20 protein-coding genes and 1 tRNA gene are annotated in these 21,887 nt (G+C 73.4%); 8 read left to right on the top strand and 13 right to left on the bottom strand.

Annotated elements, in window-relative coordinates:
- Positions 1–13: 13 nt before the first annotated feature.
- The 6 genes from AC0666_RS18800 to AC0666_RS18775 all read right to left on the bottom strand — a co-directional run bounded on the left by AC0666_RS18800 (position 14) and on the right by AC0666_RS18775 (position 6,475).
- Positions 14–820, bottom strand: coding sequence for an aldo/keto reductase (locus tag AC0666_RS18800; RefSeq protein WP_468969579.1), 807 nt, complete (start codon positions 818–820; stop codon positions 14–16).
- A 182-nt stretch (positions 821–1,002) separates the two neighbouring features.
- Entirely contained in the window at positions 1,003–1,773 is a 771-nt protein-coding gene (locus AC0666_RS18795) for an ABC transporter ATP-binding protein (RefSeq protein WP_468968845.1), read from the bottom strand.
- A complete protein-coding gene (locus AC0666_RS18790) occupies positions 1,770–3,440 on the bottom strand; it encodes an ABC transporter permease subunit (protein WP_468968848.1) in 1,671 nt (556 codons plus the stop codon). Before AC0666_RS18790 ends, AC0666_RS18795 begins: the two co-directional genes overlap by 4 nt.
- Positions 3,407–4,315 carry a branched-chain amino acid ABC transporter permease gene (locus AC0666_RS18785; protein WP_468968851.1) on the bottom strand — a complete coding sequence of 303 codons (909 nt, stop codon included), beginning with the start codon at positions 4,313–4,315 and terminating at the stop codon, positions 3,407–3,409. Before AC0666_RS18785 ends, AC0666_RS18790 begins: the two co-directional genes overlap by 34 nt.
- Before the next feature lie 90 nt (positions 4,316–4,405).
- A complete protein-coding gene (locus AC0666_RS18780; protein WP_468968854.1) occupies positions 4,406–6,229 on the bottom strand; it encodes an AMP-dependent synthetase/ligase in 1,824 nt (607 codons plus the stop codon).
- Positions 6,230–6,390: 161 nt separating this feature from the next.
- Positions 6,391–6,475: transfer RNA gene (locus AC0666_RS18775), tRNA-Leu, on the bottom strand.
- 208 nt (positions 6,476–6,683) lie between these two features.
- Between AC0666_RS18775 and AC0666_RS18770 the strand changes: the two genes are divergently transcribed.
- Positions 6,684–7,853 carry a low temperature requirement protein A gene (locus AC0666_RS18770; protein WP_468968857.1) on the top strand — a complete coding sequence of 390 codons (1,170 nt, stop codon included), beginning with the start codon at positions 6,684–6,686 and terminating at the stop codon, positions 7,851–7,853.
- Here AC0666_RS18770 and AC0666_RS18765 read toward each other — a convergent pair.
- Positions 7,837–8,778 carry a beta-ketoacyl-ACP synthase III gene (locus AC0666_RS18765; protein ID WP_468968860.1) on the bottom strand — a complete coding sequence of 314 codons (942 nt, stop codon included), beginning with the start codon at positions 8,776–8,778 and terminating at the stop codon, positions 7,837–7,839. The genes AC0666_RS18770 and AC0666_RS18765 overlap by 17 nt on opposite strands.
- A 221-nt stretch (positions 8,779–8,999) precedes the next feature.
- Between AC0666_RS18765 and fdhD the strand changes: the two genes are divergently transcribed.
- Both fdhD and AC0666_RS18755 read left to right on the top strand, forming a co-directional pair.
- A complete protein-coding gene (gene fdhD / locus AC0666_RS18760) occupies positions 9,000–9,836 on the top strand; it encodes a formate dehydrogenase accessory sulfurtransferase FdhD (RefSeq protein WP_468969581.1) in 837 nt (278 codons plus the stop codon).
- Positions 9,837–9,864: 28 nt separating this feature from the next.
- Positions 9,865–10,089, top strand: coding sequence for a hypothetical protein (locus tag AC0666_RS18755; protein WP_468968863.1), 225 nt, complete (start codon positions 9,865–9,867; stop codon positions 10,087–10,089).
- Positions 10,090–10,152: 63 nt separating this feature from the next.
- On the opposite strand, the gene AC0666_RS18750 is transcribed toward AC0666_RS18755, so the two are convergent.
- Both AC0666_RS18750 and AC0666_RS18745 read right to left on the bottom strand, forming a co-directional pair.
- Positions 10,153–10,575 carry a (2Fe-2S) ferredoxin domain-containing protein gene (locus AC0666_RS18750; protein ID WP_356846295.1) on the bottom strand — a complete coding sequence of 141 codons (423 nt, stop codon included), beginning with the start codon at positions 10,573–10,575 and terminating at the stop codon, positions 10,153–10,155.
- 9 nt (positions 10,576–10,584) lie between these two features.
- Positions 10,585–11,637, bottom strand: a complete 1,053-nt coding sequence (locus tag AC0666_RS18745; protein WP_478707952.1) for a bile acid:sodium symporter family protein — start codon at positions 11,635–11,637, stop codon at positions 10,585–10,587.
- Positions 11,638–11,759: 122 nt separating this feature from the next.
- Here AC0666_RS18745 and AC0666_RS18740 point away from each other — a divergent pair, with 122 nt between their 5' ends.
- Entirely contained in the window at positions 11,760–12,611 is an 852-nt protein-coding gene (locus AC0666_RS18740) for a LysR substrate-binding domain-containing protein (protein ID WP_468968868.1), read from the top strand.
- A 149-nt stretch (positions 12,612–12,760) separates the two neighbouring features.
- On the opposite strand, the gene AC0666_RS18735 is transcribed toward AC0666_RS18740, so the two are convergent.
- A complete protein-coding gene (locus AC0666_RS18735; protein WP_468968870.1) occupies positions 12,761–14,596 on the bottom strand; it encodes an IclR family transcriptional regulator in 1,836 nt (611 codons plus the stop codon).
- Positions 14,593–15,114 carry an RNA polymerase sigma factor gene (locus AC0666_RS18730; protein ID WP_356846292.1) on the bottom strand — a complete coding sequence of 174 codons (522 nt, stop codon included), beginning with the start codon at positions 15,112–15,114 and terminating at the stop codon, positions 14,593–14,595. Before AC0666_RS18730 ends, AC0666_RS18735 begins: the two co-directional genes overlap by 4 nt.
- A 484-nt stretch (positions 15,115–15,598) precedes the next feature.
- Here AC0666_RS18730 and metG point away from each other — a divergent pair, with 484 nt between their 5' ends.
- The 4 genes from metG to AC0666_RS18710 all read left to right on the top strand — a co-directional run bounded on the left by metG (position 15,599) and on the right by AC0666_RS18710 (position 20,135).
- Positions 15,599–17,314 carry a methionine--tRNA ligase gene (metG, locus tag AC0666_RS18725; RefSeq protein WP_468968873.1) on the top strand — a complete coding sequence of 572 codons (1,716 nt, stop codon included), beginning with the start codon at positions 15,599–15,601 and terminating at the stop codon, positions 17,312–17,314.
- A 237-nt stretch (positions 17,315–17,551) separates the two neighbouring features.
- Positions 17,552–18,472 (top strand): helix-turn-helix transcriptional regulator, encoded by a 921-nt coding sequence (locus AC0666_RS18720; protein ID WP_468968876.1) that lies wholly within the window; start codon positions 17,552–17,554, stop codon positions 18,470–18,472.
- Between the two features lie 104 nt (positions 18,473–18,576).
- Positions 18,577–19,266: a hypothetical protein gene (locus tag AC0666_RS18715; RefSeq protein WP_468968878.1), complete on the top strand. Its 690-nt coding sequence runs from the start codon at positions 18,577–18,579 to the stop codon at positions 19,264–19,266.
- Positions 19,267–19,355: 89 nt separating this feature from the next.
- Positions 19,356–20,135, top strand: coding sequence for a bestrophin-like domain (locus AC0666_RS18710; RefSeq protein WP_468968881.1), 780 nt, complete (start codon positions 19,356–19,358; stop codon positions 20,133–20,135).
- Here AC0666_RS18710 and AC0666_RS18705 read toward each other — a convergent pair whose 3' ends face one another.
- Complete coding sequence (locus AC0666_RS18705) at positions 20,136–21,311, bottom strand: MAB_1171c family putative transporter (protein WP_468968884.1); 1,176 nt, start codon at positions 21,309–21,311, stop codon at positions 20,136–20,138.
- Positions 21,308–21,865 carry a toxin-antitoxin system, toxin component gene (locus tag AC0666_RS18700; protein WP_361723758.1) on the bottom strand — a complete coding sequence of 186 codons (558 nt, stop codon included), beginning with the start codon at positions 21,863–21,865 and terminating at the stop codon, positions 21,308–21,310. The genes AC0666_RS18705 and AC0666_RS18700 overlap by 4 nt, the downstream gene beginning before the upstream one ends.
- Positions 21,866–21,887: the final 22 nt, after the last annotated feature.

The raw sequence follows: 21,887 nt of genomic DNA, 5'->3' as shown, positions 1-21,887 counted from the left end.
CGGACCCCGACGGTCAGACGTCGAAGACGGCGGGATCCGGTCCGATCCGCCGGGCCGCGGGGCCACGGCCCAGGGCGTCCAGCGCGGCGAGGTCCTCGGCGTCCAGCGCGAAGTCGAAGACCCCGGTGTTCTCCCGGATCCGCGCCGGGGTCACCGACTTCGGAATGGCGATGGTGCCGAGCTGGAGGTGCCAGCGCAGCACCACCTGGGCGGCGGAGCGCCCGTGCTTGGCGGCGACGGCGCCGACCGTCGGAAGCGTCAGCAGCTCCTTGCCCTGGCCCAGGGGGGACCACGCCTCGGTGGCGATGCCGTGACGCGCGTGCAGGGCACGCAGTTCGGGCTGCGGGAACAGCGGGTGCAGCTCGATCTGGTTCACCGCCGGGACGAGGCCGCTCTCCGCCGCGAGCCGCTCCAGGTCCGCCGGGCGGAAGTTCGAGACGCCCACGGCCCGGGCCCGCCCGCTCGCCGCGATCTCCTCGAAGGTCTTCCAGATGCGGACGAAGTCGTCGCGCATCGGACGCGGCCAGTGGATCAGGTACAGGTCGATCCGGTCCAGGCCCAGCCTGGCCAGGGAGTCGTCGAAGGCCCGCAGGACCTGGTCGCGCCCCCAGCGCCGGGACGGCCCGTTCCACAGCTTGGTGGTGACGAACAGCTCCTCGCGCGGCACCCCGGCGGCGGCCAGTGCCCGGCCCGTGCCCGCTTCGTTGCCGTAGACGGAGGCCGTGTCGATGCTGCGGTAGCCCGCGGCGAGCGCGGTGGCGACCACCTGCTCGGCCTCCGCGTCCGGGACCTGCCAGACGCCGAAGCCGAGTTGGGGCATGAGGACGCCGTTGTTGAGCCGGACGGCGGGGATGGCGGGGACCTGGTTCACGTCGGGCTGTTACATCGGGTCGTCGTAGGAGGCCGTACGGCCGTGTCCGGACGCGGCAACAGGCCGCCCCCGGGAAACCGCCGCCCCCGCACTTTATGCCCGCCCCCGGCCCCCGTCCCCCGGACGGGTTGTCAGGAGCCACCCAGATAGGCCTCCCGTACCAGCGGATCGGCCCGGACCTCCGCCGCCGAGCCCTCGGCGAGGACCGTTCCGAGGTCCAGGACGACCACCCGGGCGCACAGCTCCATCACGAACGCCACGTTGTGCTCGACCAGCAGCACCGCGCACCCCTCCGCGGCCAGCCCCCGCACCACCGCCGCGAGCTGCTCGCGCTCGGGCGCGGACATCCCGGACGCCGGCTCGTCGAGGAGCAGGACCCGCGGCGGATCGGCTACCGCGCGGGCCAGTTCCACCATCCTGGCCTGCCCGACCGGCAGGCCGCCCGCGTACGCCGCCCCCAGCGCCCCGATACCGCACGACCGCAGGATCCCCTCGCCCTGCTCGCGCCGCGCCCGCTCCCGGCGGCGCCGGGTCGGCGAGCCGACCAGATCGGCGGCCCAACCACCGCCGCCGCCCCGCCACTCCTGCGCCACGAGCACGTTGTCGGCGACGCTGAGCTGCCCGAACAGCTGCCGGCGCTGGAAGGTCCGGCGCATCCCGTGCCGGGCCCGCCACACGGGGGAGCGGCGGGTGATGTCCACCCCGTCCAGCAGCAGCCGCCCCCGATCGGGGCGCCGGATCCCGGACAACACGTCGAACAGCGTCGTCTTCCCCGCGCCGTTCGGCCCGATCAGCCCGCACACCTCCCCGGCCCGTAGGACGAGGTCCACCCCCGTCAGGGCCCTGACCCCGCCGAAGCGGACGCTGATCCCCGACGCCTCCAGGACGCCCCCGCCGCTCACCGGCCCATCCCCAGGTAGGCCTCGGTGAGCCGGTCGGCCTCCACCTCGGCGCGCGGCCCGCACCAGGAGACCCGGCCCTGGGAGAGGTAGGCCACCGTGTCCGCGACCCCGAGGATCCCGGCGGCCTTCTCCTCCACCAGCAGCAGCGCCGTCCCGGCGTCGCGCAGCTCGGTGAGCAGCGCGTACACCTCCTCCACGACGCGCGGCGCGAGGCCGAGCGAGGGCTCGTCGGCAACCAGTACCGCGGGCGGCCGCTGGAGCAGCGCAGCGAGCGCCAGCAGCTGCTGTTCCCCGCCGGACAGCGCGCCCGCGGCGACCCCCCGCCGCTCGCGCAGCCCGGGGAAGCGCCCGTACACGGCGTCCCGCTCGCCGGCGTCCTTCAGGTACAGCGCCAGGTTCTCCTCGACGCTGAGCGAGGGGAAGACGCCCCGGCCCTCCGGCGCGAGCAGCACCCCGGCGCGCGCCCGCGCCACGGCCCCCCGGCGGGTCAGGTCCCGTCCGCCTACGTGGACACTCCCGCCGGTGACGCCCAGCAGCCCGGCGGCGACCCGGCAGGCCGTGCTCTTCCCGGCCCCGTTGGGCCCGAGCACGGCCAGGATCTCCCCCTTCCGCACGAGGAGGTCCACCCCGCGCAGTACGAGCCCCCCGTCGTACCCGGCACTGACGCCGCGCAGCTCCAGGGCAGGCCCTGCGGGGCCGGGGCCCGGGGCGGGACCGGGCCCTGCAGGGCGGTCCCCCTCCCCGCCCCTTCCTGAAACCGGGCTCTGCCCGGACCCGGTCCTCGAACCGCGGACGGGCCGAAGAACAGGCCCGTCGGCAGCCGCACCGCCACCACCCCCGGCGCGCCGCCGGGCCAGTCGCACCGGAACCGCCGCGCAGTACCCGTCCGGATCGTTGGCCAGGGCCAGCCCCGCCAGGCCGAACAGGATCACCGGCAGATGCGCCGACGCCGTCACGTGGTCCGCCAGCAGCCGCGGGGCCACGGCGTACACCAGCCCCGCCACCACCGCGTACGGGGGCCGCCGCACCCCCGCCGCGACCACCACCGCCAGCCAGACCAGCCCCGTCATGGCCGTGAAGTCCGTCGCGGTGATGCGGGTGTTGTACGAGGCGTACAGCACGCCCCCGAACCCGGCCAGTCCCGCCGACACCGTGAACAGCAGCAGCTTCGTCCGCAGTACGGACACCCCCGAGGCCATCGCCGCCGCGGGCGCCGACCGCACGGCCAGCATCGCCCGCCCCGAGGGGGAGTTGCGCAGCGCGCTCAGGGCGGCGGCGACCGCGGCGACGAGGACGAGCAGCGCCACCCCCAGCGCCCGGTCGTCGGACAGGTCCACCGGCCCGAACACCGGGCGCGGGACGGACCATCCCGCATCACTGTTGCGCAGCCATCGCAGTTGGAAGAGCACCTGGTCCGCGAGGAACGCCAGGGCGAGCGTGGCCAGGGCCAGCGACCTGCCGCCCAGCCGCAGCGCCGGCAGCGCGACCAGCGCCCCCAGGGCCGCCGCCGCGCAGGTCCCCGCAGCCAGCGCCAGGGCGAACGGCCAGCCCCGGCTCATCAGCATCCCCGCGACCAGCGCGGCCCCCGTCACGAACGTGGCCTGGGCCAGCGAGACCATCGCCCCCAGGCCGGTCACCACGGTGAAGGACATGAACACCAGCCCCACGGCGAGCCCCTGCGCGAGCAGCCCGCTCCAGAACGGCGTGTCACCGTGTAGAAGGCCGCGCCCAGCAGCGCGGCGGCCACGGCCCACACCCCCCAGCGCCGCCCCCACCCGGCCCCCGCCAGGTGGTCCACCGCCGGGGTGTCCACGGCTGCCGTCCCGGCCGTCCTCGCCCGCCGGGTCAGCACCAGCAGCCCGCCGAACAGCACCAGGAACGGCACCGCCGTCCGGAACCCGGTGACGGACTCCGCCAACGACGCGTACCCGGCCACCAGGTTCTGCAGCGCCCCCAGGCCGAGCCCGCCCGCGAAGGCGAGCGGCACGGACGCGAACCGCCCGAGGGCCGCCGCCGTGGCCGAAACGAAGAGGAACAGGGTGAAGTCGTGGGCCGACAGTCCCAGCAGCGGGGTCGCCAGCACCCCGGCCAGCCCTGCGAGCGCCGAGGCGATCATCCACGCCACCGAGGACAGCCGGTCGGCGCTGATGCCGCGCAGTTCGGTCAGCGAGCGGTTGTCGACGGCCGCCCGCAGGTGCAGCCCGAGCCGGGTGTTCCGCATCAGCACCCACAGGGCCCCCGCCACCACCGCCGTCACCACCCAGGTGATCAGCTGGTCGGAGTCGATGCCGACCCCGTCCGTGAACTGCCAGGACGTGGCGGGACTCGGCCCCACTCCGGGCAGGCCGAACTGGTTCTCCGCCGGGACGACGTCCGCTCCGGCGTCCGCGAGCAGCTCCACCGCCCACAATCCGGCCGCCGGCAGCGCCACGAGCAGCCCGATGGTGGCCACGATCTGCGCCGTCTCGCCGACCCGTGCGAGCCGCCGGAACATCAGCCGGTCCAGCCCCCAGCCGAGTCCGGGGGCCAGCACGCCCACCACCAGCAGCGCCGCGGGGACCGCCGGCCATCGGAGCCCGGAGCGCAGCTCGTGGAAGGCCAGCGCGCACGTGACGTCTCGTCAGAACCTGGCTCAGGACTGGTAGAGAGCCGCCACCTCCATCGCGTACGCCTTCTCGATCGCCCGCCGCTTCAGCTTCAGCGAGGGCGTCAGCAGGCCGCGCTCCTCCGTGAACTGCTCGCCCAGCACCCGGAAGGTGCGGATCGCCTCCGCCTGCGAGACCAGCGTGTTGGCGGCCACCACCGCACGACGCACCTCCGCCTTCAGGTCCGGGTCGTGGACCAGCTGCGCGGCCGGCAGCTGCGGGCGGCCCCGCAGCGACAGCCAGTGCGCGATGCCCTCCATGTCGAGCGTGAGCAGCGCGGCCACGTACGGCCGGTCGTTGCCCACCAGCACGCACTGCGAGACCAGCGGATGCGAACGCACCCGCTCCTCCAGGGCCGTCGGTGAGACGCTCTTGCCGTTGGAGGTCACCAGGATCTCCTTCTTGCGCCCGGTGATGACGAGGTACCCGTCCTCGTCCAGCCTCCCCAGGTCCCCGGTCGCCAGCCAACCGTCCCGCAGCACCTCCTGCGTGGCGCGCGGATCGCCCAGGTATCCGGAGAAGACGTGGCTCCCGTGCAGCCAGACCTCCCCGTCCTCGGCGATGTGCACCGTACTGCCCGGGATCGGCAGGCCCACCGTGCCGTACTTGGTGGCGCCCGGCGGGTTCGCGGTGGCCGCGGCGCTGGACTCGGTCAGGCCGTACCCCTCGAAGATGGTGATCCCGGCACCGTCGAAGAACAGCCCGAGCCGGCGCGACATCGCCGAACCGCCCGACATGGCGTGCCGTACCCGCCCGCCCATCGCCTCGCGGACCTTCCCGTACACCAGCCTCTCGAAGAGCTGGTGCTCCATCCGCAGCGCCGCCGAGGGTCCCGGCCCGCTGCCGAAGGCCTTCTGCTCGCGCGCCTCGGCGTACCGTACGGCCGTCTCCACCGCCCGGTCGAACGCGCTCGTGCGCCCCTCCGTCTCCGCCTTGCGCCGGGCCGCCGCGAAGACCTTCTCGAAGACGTACGGAACCCCCAGCACGAACGTCGGCCGGAACGCGGCCAGGTCCGGCAGCAGCTCGGCCGCCGCCAGCACCGGCTGGTGTCCGAGCTTCACACGGGCCCGGACCGCCGCCACCTCCACCATCCGCCCGAACACGTGCGCGAGCGGCAGGAACAGCAGGGTCGACGGCGTTTCCCCCGGGCCGGCCTGGAAGACGGACTCCCAGCGGGCCACCATCGTGTCCGCCTCGTACATGAAGTTGCCGTGGGTCAGCACACAGCCCTTGGGGCGCCCGGTGGTCCCCGAGGTGTAGATGACCGTGGCGACGGCATCGGGCGTGACCGCGCGGCGGTGGCGGTGCACCACGTCGTCGTCGACCCCCCGCCCGTCCGCGACCAGCGACTCGACGGCCCCGGCGTCGAGCTGCCACAGCCTGCGCAGACCGCGCAGCCCCTCGATCACCGACCCCACGGTCATGGCCTGGTCCTCGTCCTCCACGACGCAGGCGACGCAGTCGGAGTCCTGCAGGATCCAGTGCACCTGCTCGGCGGAGGAGGTCGGGTAGACGGGCACGGGCTGGGCGCCGACCGCCCACAGCGCGAAATCGAACAGGGTCCACTCGTACCGGGTCCGGGACATGATGGCGACCCGGTCCCCGAACCGCACGCCCTGCGCCAGCAGCCCCCGCGCCAGCCCGAGCACCTGCCCGGCGAACTCCGCCGAGGTCACGTCCTGCCACAGCCCGCCGGCCTTCCGCCCGAGGACGATCCGGCCGGGCTCTTCCCGGGCGTACCGGAAGACGACGTCGGCGAGGCCGCCGACGGGTGGGTCCGTGACGACCGGTGGGACGCTGATCTCGCGCATGCCCCGCTCCTCTCCCCGCAGCGCGGCGACGCTACCCCACGCCTTCCCGCGGTTGATCACCGTGGGAAGACCTCCACAAGACCTCCCCAGGGAACACGGAGTGGCACGTCACGGCACGGGAAACGCAAAAAACCCCACCGAAGTGGGGCTCTTGCTCTGTGTGTCCGAGGGGGGACTTGAACCCCCACGCCCGATAAAGGGCACTAGCACCTCAAGCTAGCGCGTCTGCCATTCCGCCACCCGGACCAGGTGGTCGGCCCCGGTTTCCCGCGGCGACAAGGACAACAATAGCAGGGGATCGGGGTGCTTCCGACCAGGTATTCGGCCCGGGGCCGCTCGCTGACCTGCACGCATGCGCCGCAGAGCACCACGGGACCCCGTGTTCCGCTGGACACCGGGGCCGGGGAGGCGGTCATATGAGCGCCGCACGTCCGGGAGCCAGGGGGAGTCACGCATGGAAGCCGAGCACCGCGTCAGTACGTTGGAGCTGTTCTTCGATCTCGTCTTCGTCTTCACCATCACGCAGCTGACGGTGCTGCTCGCCGACGACATCAGCCTCCGGGGCGCGGGGCAGGTCGTCGTGATCTTCACCGTGCTGTTCTGGATGTACGGGGGCTACGCGCACCTGACCAACCAGGTGCCGCCCGACCGTACGGCGCGCAGGGTGCTGCTCATCCTGGCCATGGGGGCCTTCCTCGTGTGCGCGCTCGCGGTGCCGACCGCGTTCGGGGCCGGCGGGGTCGCCTTCGGGCTCGGGTACCTCTGCGTCGTCCTCGTGCACAGTGCGCTCTTCACCCAGGCACACGGGCTGGGCGTGCTGTGGTTCGCGCTGCCCAATGTGCTGTGCGCGCTCGTGGTGACGGCTGCCGCGTACTTCGACGGACCGCCCGCCTGGGGGCTGTGGCTGCTCGCCCTGCTGATCCAGTTCGTGGTGCCACAGGTGGTGCAGCGGGCCGCCGCGAGCGGACAGGAGCAGGCGGCGAACGCCGAAGGGGCGACGACCACCGTCAGCGACCAGCTCGGCGGCATGAGCTCCGGGCACCTGGTGGAGCGCCACGGCCTGCTGCTGATCATCGTGTTCGGCGAGTCCGTGATCGCGATCGGCATCGGCGTGGGCTCGCTCACGCTGTCCCCGGGCATCGCCGCGGGCGCCTTCCTCGCCCTGGCCATCGCGTCGGCCCTGTGGTGGATGTACTTCGTACGCGACGAGGGCCGGGCCGAGGAGGTCTTCGCCGAGACCGCGCCCGAGCGGCGTTTCAAGCTGGCGATGCTCGCCTACTACTACGCCTTCCTGCCCATGCTGCTGGGCATCGCGGCCTTCGCCGCGGGGGTCAAGAAGACCATCGGACACCTGGGCGAGCAGCTCGACCCCGGCCCGGCGGTCGTCCTGGCCGGCGGGGTGGCGGTCTACCTCGCCGGAGACCTGGCCTTCCGGGCCGTACTCGGGATCGGGCCGGCCCGATTCCGGGCCGCGGCCATGGTGCTCGTCCTGGCCACCGTCCCGGTCGGCACGGCGGCTGCCGGGATGTGGCAGCTGCTCGCACTCGTCGTCGTCCTCATGGCCGCCCTGGCGGCGGAAGCCCGCTCCTGCCCGGCCCCGGCAGGCCCTACGGGCAGCGGATGACCTGGCCGGCGTACGAGAGGTTGCCGCCGAAGCCGAAGAGGAGGACCGGGGCGCCCGAGGGGATCCCGCCGCGCTCGACCAGCTTCGACAGGGCCATCGGGATGCTGGCGGCCGAGGTGTTGCCGGAGTCGACCACGTCGCGGGCGACCACCGCGTTGACCGCGCCGATTTTCTGGGCCAGCGGCTCGATGATCCGCAGGTTCGCCTGATGGAGGACGACCGCGGCCAGCTCCTCGGGGGCCACGCCGGCCTTCTCGCACACCTTGCGGGCGAGCGGCGGCAGCTGGCTGGTCGTCCAGCGGTAGACGGACTGGCCCTCCTGGGCGAAGACCGGCGGCGAGCCCTCGATCCGGACCGCGTGGCCCATCTCGGGCACCGAGCCCCACAGGACCGGCCCGATCCCGGGCTCCGCGCACGCCTCGACGACGGCCGCGCCCGCCCCGTCCCCGGTCAGGACGCAGGTGGTGCGGTCGCTCCAGTCGGTGATCTCCGTCATCTTGTCCGCGCCGATCACCAGGGCGCGGGTGGCGGAGCCCGCCCGGATGGCGTGGTCGGCGGTGGCCAGGGCGTGCGTGAAACCCGAGCAGACCACGTTGAGGTCCATGACGGCGGGACTGCTGCGCATGCCCAGCTTGGCGGCCACCCGGGCGGCCATGTTGGGGGACCGGTCGATCGCGGTGGAGGTGGCGACGAGCACGAGGTCGATCTCGTCGGGAGTCAGCCCGGCGCCGGCCAGGGCCTTGCCCGCGGCGTGGAACGCCAGCTCGTCGACCGGCTCGTCCGGGCCGGCGACGTGCCGGGTCCTGATGCCGACCCGGGAGCGGATCCACTCGTCGCTGGTGTCGACCATGGCCGCAAGGTCCTCGTTGGTGAGCACCTTGGCGGGCTGGTAGTGCCCTAGCGCCACCACGCGTGAACCGGTCATGGGCGGGGTCCCCCTTTGTACGGCAGTCAGATGACCCAGCTTGACCTGCTACCGGTGGGTAGAGGTGCACGGGAACCAACAGGATTACCGCCCACTAATTTGGAGATTCCGGAGGAGCTTCCTGCCGGGAGTCCCGCGGACGACGGATCCGCGAGAATGGGCCCGTCAGGGTGCACGCAGAGGTGCACCACGTGCACGGAACGAACGGCGGGCTGATCAGCATGGGACGGGTCACCGAGCGCCGTCGCGTCGTGCGGGTGCGAGGCGGGGTGAGCGGAGTCCGCCCCGACACCCTGGTCGCCGAGGAGCCGCTGGAGATACGGCTGAACGGGAAGCCGCTCGCCATCACCATGCGCACTCCGGGCGACGACTTCGCCCTGGCCGTCGGCTTCCTGGTCAGCGAGGGCGTGCTCGGCTCCCCGGCGGACGTACGGGCCGTGACCTACTGCGAGGGTGCCACCGAGGACGGCTCGAACACGTACAACGTGGTGAACGTGCAGCTCGCCCCCGGCGTCGCGCTGCCCGACTTCACGTTGGAGCGCAACGTCTACACCACCTCCTCCTGCGGCCTGTGCGGCAAGGCCAGCCTGGACGCGGTGCGCACCGCCACCCGCTTCCCCGGGGCCGCCGCCGACGGGGTGCGGATCCCCGTGGACCTCCTCGCGCAGCTGCCCGACCGGCTGCGCGCGGCGCAGAAGGTGTTCGACCGGACCGGTGGTCTGCACGCGGCCGGACTGTTCTCCGCGCAGGGCGAGCTGCTCGACGTACGGGAGGACGTGGGCCGGCACAACGCCGTGGACAAGATCGTCGGCAGGGCCCTGCAGGCCGGCCGCCTTCCGCTGACGGCCTCGGTGCTGCTGGTGTCGGGCCGGGCCTCCTTCGAGCTCGCGCAGAAGGCCGTCATGGCGGGCATCCCGGTCCTGGCCGCCGTCTCCGCCCCGTCCTCCCTGGCGGTGGACCTGGCCTTGGAATCGGGGCTCACCCTGGTCGGCTTCCTGCGCGGCCCGGACATGAACATCTACGCGGGCGAGGAACGGCTCCTCTTCGACGCGGGATAGGGCCCGCGCCCTCACCGGCCTGACCCTCGTGCTCGGCGGCACCGCCGCCCTCACGGCAGCCGCCGCCCACGCGGACGTCAGGGCCTGCATCAACCAGGTCGAGCGGGAGCTGCGGGGCGGCGAGGCCCCGGAGGCGGTCCGGAAGGTGTGCGACACCGGCGTGACCGGCGACCGCGCGGGGTGCGTCTACGGCCTGACCAAGGACGGTGTGCCCAACGGGACCGCGGTGACCGCCTGCCGGGTGGCTCCGTAGCGGGCTCCGGCCGCCTGATGCGCCCCGGCCCCGCGGTCCTTCCGAGCGGGACGTGAGGACGGGCTAGCGGCGACGGCCGCGGCGGGTGGGGGCCGGCTTGGGGTCCGGGGGGTCGATGCGGTGGAGGTCCAGCGTCGGCGGGACCGGGGTGACGCCCGGGCCGCCGGATTCCGCCCAGGCGATGACCTCGTCCGTGGCGGTGTCGTCCAGCGCCCAGCCGAACCAGGCCGCGCGGGCACCCCGCCGACGGGCCTCGCTGGTGGGCTGCACCACGATGACGTTGGCCTGCGCGCACGGGCCGAGGCAGTCGCTCGTACGGACCGCCAGCCGGCCCCCGGAAGCCGCCGCGGCCTCGCGCAGCCGGGCCAGTTGGCCCGCATGGTCGGTGCCGGGGTTCTTGCGGGGGTCTCCGCAACAGCACCCACGGCACACCACCAGGGTGCAGGGGCGTTCGGCATGGGCGGCGAGCGGGCGTATCCAGGTCACCGCCGCACGTTACCGGGCCCGCAGGGCAGGGTGTTGGGACCCGGGCGAGACCTCCACCACATGCCCGGGGCCGAGTTCGGCCCCGGAGCCGGGCGCGGCATCCTGCGCGCGGCGCCGCGCCAGCACCGCGCACACCATCAGCTGCATCTGGTGGAACAGCATCAGCGGCAGCACCGCGAGGCCCGCCTGTGCGCCGAACAGCACGCCGGCCATGGGGAGTCCGGCCGCCAGGCTCTTCTTGGATCCGGCGAACTGGATGGCGATGCGGTCCTCGCGGCCGAAGCCGAGGCGCCCCGCCCCGTACCAGGTGACCAGCAGCATCACCGTGAGGAGCGCGGCCTCCACCAGCAACAGGGCGCCCAGCCGCGGGAGGCTGACCTGGTGCCAGATGCCCGCGGCCATGCCCGCGCTGAAGGCGGTGTAGACGACGAGCAGGATCGAACCGCGGTCGACGCGGCCGAGCACCTTCTTGTGGCGGAGGAGGAATCCGCCGACCCACGGGCGCAGGAGCTGGCCCAGGAGGAAGGGCAGCAGGAGCTGCAGGACGATCTTGACGAGGGAGTCGGGGGAGAAACCGCCCGTGCTGCCGCCGAGCAGCCCGGCGGCGAGCAGCGGGGTCAGGACGATCCCGGCGAGGCTGGAGAAGGAGCCGGCGCAGATCGCGGCGGGCACGTTGCCACGGGCGATCGAGGTGAAGGCGATGGAGGACTGGATGGTCGAGGGAACCAGGCAGAGGAAGAGCAGCCCGCTCTGCAGCGGGGGCGTCAGCAGGGTGGGGACCAGCCATCCGGTCGCCAGGCCGAGCACCGGGAACAGCAGGAAGGTGCAGCCCAGCACGGTCAGGTGGAGCCGCCAGTGACGCAGTCCGTCGAGCGCCTCCCGGGTGGAGAGCCGCGCGCCGTAGAGGAAGAAGAGCAGGGCCACGGCTGCCGTGGCGGCGCCCCCGGACACGGTGGCGGCCGTCCCGCGCGCGGGCAGCAGGGCGGCGAGGCCGACGGTGCCGAGCAGGGCCAGGACGTACGGGTCCACGGTCGGCCGGGCGGGGAGGGACGGGCGGCGCATGGGCGGAGGCTCATTTGCTGTCGTGCGGGCGGGGGTACTTCTCCCATCGTCGGCGGGCCCCCGTGATCGGGAAACCCGCATACCGCTCTCACTGCCATCACGTTCCGCAATAGGCTGGAGGCGTGTACGACCCCGTCCAGCTGCGTACGTTCCTCACGGTGGCCCAGACGCTGAGCTTCACGCAGGCCGCCGGGCGGCTCGGCGTACGGCAGTCCACGGTCAGCCAGCACGTCCGGCGGCTGGAGGAGGCGACCGGGCGGCCGCTCTTCCTCCGGGACACCCACAGCGTGGAACTCACCGAGGACGGCGAGGCGCTGCTCGGCTTCGCGCGGACCATCCTGGAAGCGCACGAGCGGGCGGCGGCCTTCTTCGCCGGGACGCGGTTGCGCGGCAGGTTGCGGTTCGGGGCGTCGGAGGACTTCGTGCTGACCCGGCTGCCGGAGATCCTGGAGGGCTTCCGGCACGAGCACCCCGAGGTGGACCTGGAGCTGTCGGTGGAGCTGTCCGGGACCCTGCACGAACGCCTGGACGCTGGACGGCTCGACCTGGTGCTGGCGAAGCGGCGCGGGCCGGGCGACGAGCGCGGCCGGCTGGTCTGGCGGGACCGGATGGTCTGGATCGGGGCGGAGGGCCTGCGGGTGGCCCCGGACCGCCCGGTACCGCTGATCCTCTTCCCGCCGCCCGGGATCACCAGGGCCCGGGCACTGGAAGTGCTGGAGCGCGAGGGGCGGCCCTGGCGGATCGCCTGCACCAGCGGCAGCCTCAGCGGGCTGGTGGCCGCGGCCCGGGCCGGGCTGGGCGTGATGGCCCATACGCGCGGGCTGATCCCACCGGGGCTGGTACGGGTCGGCGGGCTGCCGGAGCTGGGCGCGGTGGAGTTCGCCCTGCTGCGCGGTCGGCGGTCGTCCGCCGCGGCGGAGGCCTTGGCGGCGGCCGTGCTGTCGGGGGCGGACCGGCTCACCCGGGCGGGGTGAACCCCGCGGCGGAGCCGGTGCCGTGCGGGGAGAACCCCGCGGCGGACCGGCTCACCCGGGCGGGGTGGACCCGTGGCGGAGCCGGCGGCGGGCAGGGTGGACCCGCCCTGGGCGGGGGTTCCCGCCCAGGGCGCGGCGGCCCGCGCGGGTCAGGTGGTGCTCAGGACCACCAGCCCTTCGGCGGCCGGCAGGCTGCCCGGGGTGAGCGGGGCGAAGGTGTGGGGCAGGGCCAGCCGCGGCGGGTCGGTGTCCGGGAAGGCCTCGAACAGGTACGCCGCCGCCGCGGCGGTGTCGCTGACCAGGTGCGGGCCGGCCGGGGCGGCCGCCCCGGGGGTCTGCCGGGGCAGCGCGGTCCGGAACACGTGGCGGAAGTGCCGCAGGGTCTCCGCACTGATGCCGGTCGGGGCCGGCGCGGGCTCCGGCGCCGCCGCCGGGTCATCCGCGGCATCCGGGGCGTCCGGCGGGATCGCCCCCGACAGGAGCAGGGCCAGCAGCACCGGAACGGCCTTGCGCCGCAGGGCCTCCGTCGCCTCGTGCAGCCGGTGCGCATGGGACGCCGGGAGGGAGAGCGCCAGGCTGCCGGCCGCGTCGCCGGTGGCGATCGGGACCGCCGAGCAGACCACGCCCGGGGAGTACTCGCGCAGGTCGAAGACGGGCGCGCCCGGAGCCACCGCGTCCAGGGCGGTGAACAGGACCCGGCTGTCGGTGATCGTCTGCGGGGTGAGCCGCGCAGGCCGGTGCCGGGCCACGTGGTCGCGCCGGCGGTCGTGGTCGAGCTGGGTCAGCAGGCACTTGCCGACGGCGCTGGCATGCGCGGCCGCCCGGAAGTCCACCCACTCCTGGACGGGCGGCGCCCCGGGCCCGTCGGCCATCTGGGTGATCCGGACCTCGCCGTCGGCGTACCGGCTCAGGTACACCGCGGCGCCCGCACTGTCCCGGGCCAGGGCCAGGGTCCGCTGGAGCTGGCCCGCCAGACCGCTGCCGCCCGGGGCGGCGAGCCGGTCCAGCGCGGGCCCGCGCGCGTACACGCCGGCGCCCGGGCGGTACGCGTACTCCTCCTCGCACAGCATCACCAGCACCGGCTTCAGCTCCGCCTCGGCGAGCCCGGACTCCCGCCCGAGCTGGCCGAGGCGGACCCCCAGCGGGTGCTTTTCCAGGACGCGTACGACGGCCAGGGCCCGCCGGGCCTCCGCCATGGCCTCGCTCGTGCCGCCCTGGGGGGCGCGGCCCCGGGAGGCCGCCGCGAGGGGCGGCCGCCGCTGTGGCCCGGCGACCGGCCGCGGCGGCTGCGGCTGCATCCGGGGCGGCGGCCGGAACGCCGCCAGGACGGAGGTCAGCCCCGGCCGGGGCATCGGCACCGGGCCCAGATCGGGATCGTCGAGCTGGTCGACGTAGCGCAACACGGCCGCCTGGGCACACAGCCGGACCTCCCGCAGTTCGCGCCGGCCCCCGGGCCGGAACCCGCGGCGGCCCAGCTCACGCGCCCAGACCCGGGCGTCGTGGTGCTCCCCGCGCCGGGAGTGGTCCAGGAAGAGGCAGTACGCGGCCACCACCGTCCGGGCCGTCCCGGAACCGGCGGCGAACTGCCACCAGAACCGGGCACCCTCGCGCAGCCCGGCCAGGTGCAGCAGACACCCGAAGACCAGGGCGCCGCCCAGATCGGTCGGCCCCCCGGCGAGGAACGCTTCGAGCTGCGCCTCCGCCCTCGGCGCGCACACCGCCGCCAGACAGGCGGCCTTCAGGTCGCGGCGGGCCCGTTCCGAGTCGAGCGGGCAGTCCCGCACCGGGTCGCTCCACCCGTAGGCCCGCCGCCTGGTGCGGGCCGCCCAGGCGCCCATGCGGGAGGTGCGCAGCAGCCGCGCCTCGGCCGCGCCCAGGTCGTAGTGCGGGTAGCGGTCCCGGACGCTCGCCCGGGCCAGGAACTCGGCCAGCGAGCGGCGGGTGGCGTCGCCGCCGCGCTCCTCCTTGCCCTCCCGCCGCCTCATGATTCGGCAGAGGTGTCGAGCAGGCGGGCGAGCCGGCGGTGGGCCTGGCCCAGCTGCGAGCGGACCGTGGCCTCGTCGACGCCCATGACGGCGGCGGCCTCCCCCGGCGTGCACTGGAGCCCGTAGCGCAGCAACACGGCGTCGCGCTGGCGCTCGGCGAGCCGGGAGACGGCCGAGTAGAAGCGGATGGTGTCGGTCAGGACCTCGTACTGGTCGGCATTGGCCTCCTTGAGCGCGGCCTCGAAAGCGCTGATGTCCATGGGCTCCGGCCACGGGCTGCGCAGGTGCTGCCGGTCGACCAGCCGCTGCTTGAGGATGGTCCAGGCATAGGCGTCGAGGCGGTCCATATGGAGCATGCGTAGCCACTCGTTCATGATCGAGTCGAAGGTGGCGTCCACCGCGGCTTCGGCCGCCGCGTCGGAGCCGAGCTGCAAATACGCGAAGCGCATGTACGAGGGCCGTCGGTTGGCGTGGAAGGCCCAGTACGACAACCGTGCGGTCGGGTCCCACTGGCTCATGGGTGTCGGCCGCTGCCGTCGGCTGGGCAGTCCCACAGCCCCACCGGACTCCTCTGGTCCGCCATCGCTCACCGTTCCACCTCATCCCCTGTACGCGGCTCAGCCTGGCAGTCCGGGCGCACTAGGGGGGCGCGGAGAAGAAACCTGGAGGATTACGGTCGGTGATGATCGACTCGTGACAGACTTCGACCGCGCGCGGCTCCAACCAGCGCAAACGCATATGCCCTCGCCAAGCGGGGAGCTCATGCACCGGTCGGTCGCGCCTTCCGGGGCACCGACCGGGGCACACGCGGGGTGACGTACCATGACCCGGAGCGAGGGCCGTGACGCAGAGGTCACTTCCCTCGCTTTTGCGTGACGCCCACCCACAGAAATGCGGCGCGGCGCCTTTCGGCGGTTCGATACGATGAACCGGATCACAATCCGTCACGGCACGTTTGCCACCGCACAAATCCGCATAATGCAACGAATGGAGCATCCGAGGATGGCTCGACACCTGATCACCAGCGCGCTTCCGTACATCAACGGGATCAAGCACCTGGGCAACATGGTCGGGTCGATGCTTCCGGCGGACGTGTACGCCCGGTACCTCCGCCAGCGCGGCCACGACGTGCTCTACATCTGCGCCACCGACGAGCACGGTACCCCGGCCGAGCTCGCCGCCAAGGAGGCCGGCCTCACGGTCGCCGAGTTCTGTGCCCAGGCCCACGACGCCCAGAAGGCCGTCTACGACGGCTTCGAGCTGTCCTTCGACTACTTCGGCCGCAGCTCCTCCGCGCAGAACCGCGAGATCACCCAGCGCTTCGCGCGCCGGCTCCAGGAGAACGGCTTCATCGAGGAGCGCGCGATCCGGCAGGTCTACTCGCCGGTCGACGGCCGCTTCCTGCCGGACCGCTACGTCGAGGGCACCTGCCCGCACTGCGGCTACGACAAGGCCCGCGGCGACCAGTGCGAGAACTGCACCCGCGTCCTGGACCCCACCGACCTGATCGAGCCCCGCTCGGCGATCTCCGGCTCCACCGAGCTGGAGGTCCGCGAGACCAAGCACCTGTTCCTCCTGCAGTCCAAGCTCCAGCACGAGGTCGAGGCCTGGGTCGCGCAGCACGAGGAGGAGTGGCCCCAGCTGGCGTCCTCCATCGCCCGCAAGTGGCTGACCGAGGGCCTGCATGACCGCGCGATCACCCGCGACCTCGACTGGGGTGTCCCGGTCCCGGCCGACACCTGGCCCGACCTGGCCGCCGAGGGCAAGGTCTTCTACGTCTGGTTCGACGCCCCCGTCGAGTACATCGGCTCGACCAAGGAGTGGTCGGACCTCGACCCGGCCACCCGCGACTGGAAGTCGTGGTGGTACGAGGCCGAGGACGTCCGCTACACGCAGTTCATGGCCAAGGACAACGTCCCGTTCCACACGGTGATGTTCCCGGCCACCGAGCTCGGCACCCGCGAGCCGTGGAAGAAGGTCGACTACGTCAAGGCCTTCAACTGGCTGACGTACTACGGCGGCAAGTTCTCCACCTCGCAGAAGCGCGGCGTCTTCACCGACCAGGCGCTGGAGATCCTCCCCGCCGACTACTGGCGCTACTTCCTCATCGCCAACGCTCCCGAGTCCGACGACTCGTCCTTCACGTGGGAGCACTTCACCGCCACGGTCAACAAGGACCTCGCCGACACCCTCGGCAACTTCGTCAACCGCGTGCTCTCCTTCTCCCGCAAGCGCTTCGGCGACGACGTCCCGGCGGGCACGGCGGCCGGCGAGGCCGAGACCCGGCTCGGGGAGCAGATCGCCGAGCTGCTGGCCGAGTACGAGGGCCACATGGAGACCACCCAGTACCGCAAGGCGGCGGCCGCCCTGCGCGCACTGTGGTCGGCCGGAAACTCCTACCTGGAGGAGAAGGCCCCCTGGCTGGAGATCAAGACCGACCCGGAGGGCGCGGCCCTCACCCTGCGCACCGCGATGAACCTCATCCACCTCTACTCGGTGGTCTCCGAGCCGTTCATCCCGGCCTCGGCGCGCGCCATGCGCTCCGCGTTCGCGCTCGCCGACGACACCGCGGCGTGGGTGACCCCGGAGCAGGCCCGCTCGCTGGACGCGGTCCCGGCGGGGACGCCGTTCACCGTGCCGCCGGTGCTCTTCGCGAAGATCACCGAGGAGGACCTGGAGTCCTACCGCGAGCGCTTCGGCGGTTCCGAGGCGGGCTGAGCCCCGCCGCCGGGCCGTACAGCCCGGGCGCACCGACCCGACTCCGAGAGGGGCGCGACCTGCCGAGGTCGCGCCCCTTCGGCGTGCCCCCCGGACGCGGAGGCCGTGCCGGTGCCCGGCTTCCCGGCCGAGAAGGACCCGCAGGCGAAGAGCTCGGCCTCATGGCCCGGACCGGCCCTTTCCCTCCGCTGAGGAAGGCTTCCGGCCGGGGTGTCCGGGCCCTTTAAGATCGCGGATATGACAGCCACACGCCCGAAAGCGGAACTCGGCGACTTCCTGCGGTCCCGGCGCGCCCGGATCCGCCCCGAGGACTCGGGCCTGCCCTTCCTGGGCGGCCGCCGCCGGGTGCCGGGCCTGCGCCGCGAGGAGCTCGCGCAGCTCGCCGGGGTGAGCGTGGACTACTACACCCGCTTCGAGCAGGGCCGCGCGGAGAACGTCTCCGACGCCGTCCTCGGAGCCGTGGCGAGCGCCCTGCGCCTGGACGCCACCGAGACCGCCCACCTGACCCGGCTGGTGCGCACCGCGGGACGGGGCGCACAGCCCGCTGCCGGGGACGGCGATGACGGCGGGAGCGCGGCGGTGCAGGAGGTCCGGCCGGGCCTGCGCAGGCTGCTGGAGTCGATCCCGCAGACCCCGGCGTTCGTCATCGGCCGGCGCACCGACATCCTCGCCTGGAACCCGCTCTTCGCCGCCCTGATCACCGATTTCGGCGCACTGGCCCCGGAGCAGCGCAACAAGGCCCGGCTGGTCTTCCTGGACCCCGGGGTACGCGGCCGGTACGTCAACTGGGAGGCCAAGGCGCGGGACTTGGTCGCCTACCTCCGGCTGGACCGCGGACGCCACCCCTACGACGGGCGGTTCACAACGCTGATCGAGGAACTGAGCGGGCGGAGCCCGGAGTTCGCCGGCCTCTGGGCCCGGCAGGAGGTCCGGCTCAAGAGCCACGGCGGATACCACCTGCGGCATCCGGTGGTCGGCGAGCTGACCCTCGCCTACGAGAGCCTGAACCTGCCGGACGACCCCGACCAGTCGCTGATCACCTATACCGCGGAGGCGGGCTCGCCGTCGGAGGCGGCGCTGCGGATCCTCGCGGACGCGCTCCCGGACGGCGGTGTCGAGCTCCCCGGGCGGGTTTCTGCCGCCGATGGCCTGAAGTAATCCCTCCACCGGAGATCTTGACGCGTCTGCAGCGTATCGAAGCGGTCCCGTGATCGTTTCTTCAGCCGACACCTCACAACGGCTGCGGAACGGAAGGACGCGCGGTGACCGCTTGGCAGTACTTCGCCGGGGCGGGCCTGGTGGCGGCGCTCAGCCCGCTGCACGCCCAGGTGGCGGTCGCGGACGACGGCCACCGCCCCGACCACCCCGGTGGCCACACCCGTGGCGACGCTCCCGGCGGCTACGGCTACGGCTACGGCTACGGCGACGGCGACGGCGACGGCGACGAGGACGGTGCCCGTGCGGACGCGTGCGTGCCGAGCGCGCAGCCGCGGCCGCCCGCCGCCGAGCCTTCCGCGCCCGCCGCCGAGCCCTCCCCGCCCGTGGTACGGCCCTCGCCGCGACCGCCGGTACGGGCCGTCCTGCCCGGCGCCGCCCGGTCGACCGTGCACCACCCCGGACGGGGGCCGGCTCCGGTTCCCGTGGCCGAACCGCCGCGGCCGCAGCCCGTGCGGCCGCCGGCGGAGGCGAGGGCCGGGCAGGCGGAGCCCCCGGCGCCCGCGGCGGCTGCCGCGGAGGAGGCAGGGCCGGTGCCCGGGAAGAGCCCGGCTCCGCCCCGGGCCGCAGCCGTGGCCGTGCCCGTGAGCACCTTCCACGTGCGCCCGTACCGCGCGACAGCCCTGGAGCGGCGCGGCCCGAACGGCCTGTCCACCATGATGCTCATGGTGGTCGTCACCACCCCGGCCGTGCTGGCGGCCGCCGCCCTGCGGCCCCGCTCCAAGAGCCGCGGCTGAGCCCGCGCGCACCACGTTCCGTCCGAACCGACGATCCGAAGATCCGACGATCCGACGATCCGAACCGACCCACCAACGGGAGATCCCTCGTGTCCGAATGGCTGGTCCTGGCCATCGCCATGGTGCTCGTCTGCGCCCTCGTCCTCGCCTGCACGCTGATCCGGCACCGCCGGGTCGCAGCCGACGAGGACACCAGCGAAACCCCCGACGTCATCGAGTACATGACGATGATGGTGGGTGTGGTCTACGCGATCGTGCTGGGCCTGGCCATCGCCGGGGTCTGGGAGGCCCGAGGCGCTGCCGAGGACAGCGTGCGCCGCGAGGCCCAGTCGCTGTACGAGGTCTCGCAGCGGGCCGACGTCTATCCGGCCGCCGTCCGCGACCGGATCCGCGGCGAGGTGGACGCGTACGTCTCCCACACCGTCGCCGTGGACTGGCCCCGGCTGACCTCCGGCAAGGGCGCCTCTCCCGAGGGCGCCGAGCTCCTCGGCGCGCTGCGCAGCGACGTCACCCACCAGAGCCCGGCCACCGAACTCCAGGCCCAGACCTACCAGCCGCTGCTGGACCACATCGCGGCGGCCGACGACGCCCGCCACTCGCGGGTGCAGAGCTCCGAGTCGACCCTGCCGAGCGTGGTGTGGTTCGGGCTGCTGGTCGGCGGGGTGGTGACGGTGGGGCTGATCTTCACCCTCCAGATCCGCCGTTCGGGACGGGAGCTGCTGCTGGCGGGGCTCTTCAGCGCGCTGATCGTGTTCCTGCTGTTCATGGTGTGGAGCTTCGACGCCCCGTACGGCCGTGAGGGCATCGACAGCGCCGCACCCTTCCAGGACCTCTTCCCGAAGGTGGCGCTGGCCGTCGCCGGGCGCTGATCAGCGCGGCAGCGCGAGCTGTCGGCGGACGGCCTCCACCACGGGCGAATGCCGCAGGGCGTGGGAGATGCGGACGAGGTCGCGCGGCCCGCCGGGGGTGTCGGGCGCGCTCTCCTCGCTGGCCCCGATGACCTTGCCCTCGGGGTCCGCGGAGCGGGCCTGGACGGCAGCCGCGACCATGGCCGCGTCGGCGACCGCGCGCGCCGTCTCCTCGTCCGCCCCGTCGGTGAGGGCGCGGTCGTAGGCGTCGTCGTGGTGGCGCTTGTCGAAGTACGGCCCCAGGTGCAGGAATCCGTCATGGATGTCCGACTCGCGCTGGATCATCCTCAGCTCGACCGGGGACCACCAGGCCATCCGGATGGCGGGAACGCCGCTGGGCGCCGCGATCTGCACCTCTTGCCAGAGCGCGCCGAGCCGCCGGTAGGTGGTCCACGTCTGCCAGCTGTCGGACAGCCGCTGGCAGACCAGGGGCACGACGAAGCCGATCGCGCTGATCAGTGCGCCCGCGGAGGCGAGCGGCGGGGCGGCGAAGGTGCTCAGCCAGTCGAGGTCGTGGCCCGTCCAGCGGGCGATCACGGCGGTCATCTTGGTCGCGTCGTAACTGAGGTTGAAGACGTACCCGAGCACGATGATCACGAGGCCGGTGCGCAGCCAGCCGCGGACCTGGAGCGACCAGCGCCAGCACATGGCCACCATGACGACGGCGGCGACGTTGTGCGCCAGCAGGTACAGGGCGATCAGCTCGCGCATGTACGGGGTGCCGGCGTAGTACGTGTCGAAGTCGCGCAGCCGCTCCACCGGCGCGTCACCGAGCAGGAAGAGGATGATCAGCCCCACGATGACCGCGCCGTAGCCGAGGATCCAGCGGCGCGAGATGCGCTGGGTCAACTCGGGCGGGCCGCCGCGCCAGTTCACGATCAGTACCAGGCAGGCGGCGCTGAAGGCGGTGATCAGGCAGTAGACGAGGGGGGCGGAGAAGTTGCTGACGCCGGTCCAGCGGTTGACCGCCCCGATCGTCGGGGGAGCGGCGAAGGTGAACACCGATCCGGCCAGGATCAGCAGGGCACAGACGGAACGCAGCAGCGGATCGCGCCAGTTGTGCCTCAGGGCGGGCAGCTTGAAGGCGAGCGCGATCGCCATCGCGGCTGCCGGAATGTAGTAGTCCTGGCCCTTCAACGGTCGTTCCTGTGCCCCCGGTATCCGAGCGAGGCTTCGATGCGCCCCGCCAACTGGTCTCGCTGTGCGGGCGCCCGGTGGCTCGCGGACCCGGCCAGCCAGGTGCGGCACCGGCTGCCCAGCAGTAAACCGAACGTCTCGGCCTCGGTCTCCTCCTGGACGTCGGCGCGGGTGCGCGCGGCGACCCGGCGGACGGTCTCGCCGAGGTCGGCCTCGTCGGACAGTAGTCGGGCGGCGACGGCGGCTCCGTCGACGTGGTGGCTGCAGTGGCCGGCCTTCATGTGCCACAGCTCGTGGCCGAGGATCACCAGCTGGTGGTCCGGCGCGGTGCGTTCCTCGATGACCACCAGGTCGCGGTCCGCCATGTCGAGCCACAGGCCGCTGGCCGTCCCCGGCGGGAACGAGGCCATCCGGAAGTCCACCCGGCGGCCGCGGTGTCTGCTCATGCCCTCGCAGAGGGCGGCGTAGAGGTCCACGGGTTCCACGGGCGCGGTCAGCCGGAGCCCGGCCACCAGTTCGCCGCACAACCGGCGCTGCTCTCTGCCTATGCTCACCGTTCTCCCCGTCGGCGCGGAT

It is taken from the genome of Streptomyces sp. NPDC043680, assembly GCF_056436685.1.
The sequence above is the reverse complement of the archived record's forward strand: the minus strand, read 5'-3'. Positions and strand labels throughout refer to the sequence as shown.

Bases quoted from the DNA above. Each gene is read 5' to 3' on its own strand.
- AC0666_RS18800 (WP_468969579.1), bottom strand. From the start codon at position 820: ATGCCCCAACTCGGCTTCGGCGTCTGGCAGGTCCCGGACGCGGAGGCC.
- AC0666_RS18780 (WP_468968854.1), bottom strand. From the start codon at position 6,229: ATGCGCGAGATCAGCGTCCCACCGGTCGTCACGGACCCACCCGTCGGC.
- AC0666_RS18770 (WP_468968857.1), top strand. From the start codon at position 6,684: ATGGAAGCCGAGCACCGCGTCAGTACGTTGGAGCTGTTCTTCGATCTC.
- AC0666_RS18765 (WP_468968860.1), bottom strand. From the start codon at position 8,778: ATGACCGGTTCACGCGTGGTGGCGCTAGGGCACTACCAGCCCGCCAAG.
- fdhD (WP_468969581.1), top strand. From the start codon at position 9,000: ATGGGACGGGTCACCGAGCGCCGTCGCGTCGTGCGGGTGCGAGGCGGG.
- AC0666_RS18745 (WP_478707952.1), bottom strand. From the start codon at position 11,637: ATGCGCCGCCCGTCCCTCCCCGCCCGGCCGACCGTGGACCCGTACGTC.
- AC0666_RS18735 (WP_468968870.1), bottom strand. From the start codon at position 14,596: ATGAGGCGGCGGGAGGGCAAGGAGGAGCGCGGCGGCGACGCCACCCGC.
- AC0666_RS18730 (WP_356846292.1), bottom strand. From the start codon at position 15,114: ATGAGCCAGTGGGACCCGACCGCACGGTTGTCGTACTGGGCCTTCCAC.
- metG (WP_468968873.1), top strand. From the start codon at position 15,599: ATGGCTCGACACCTGATCACCAGCGCGCTTCCGTACATCAACGGGATC.
- AC0666_RS18720 (WP_468968876.1), top strand. From the start codon at position 17,552: ATGACAGCCACACGCCCGAAAGCGGAACTCGGCGACTTCCTGCGGTCC.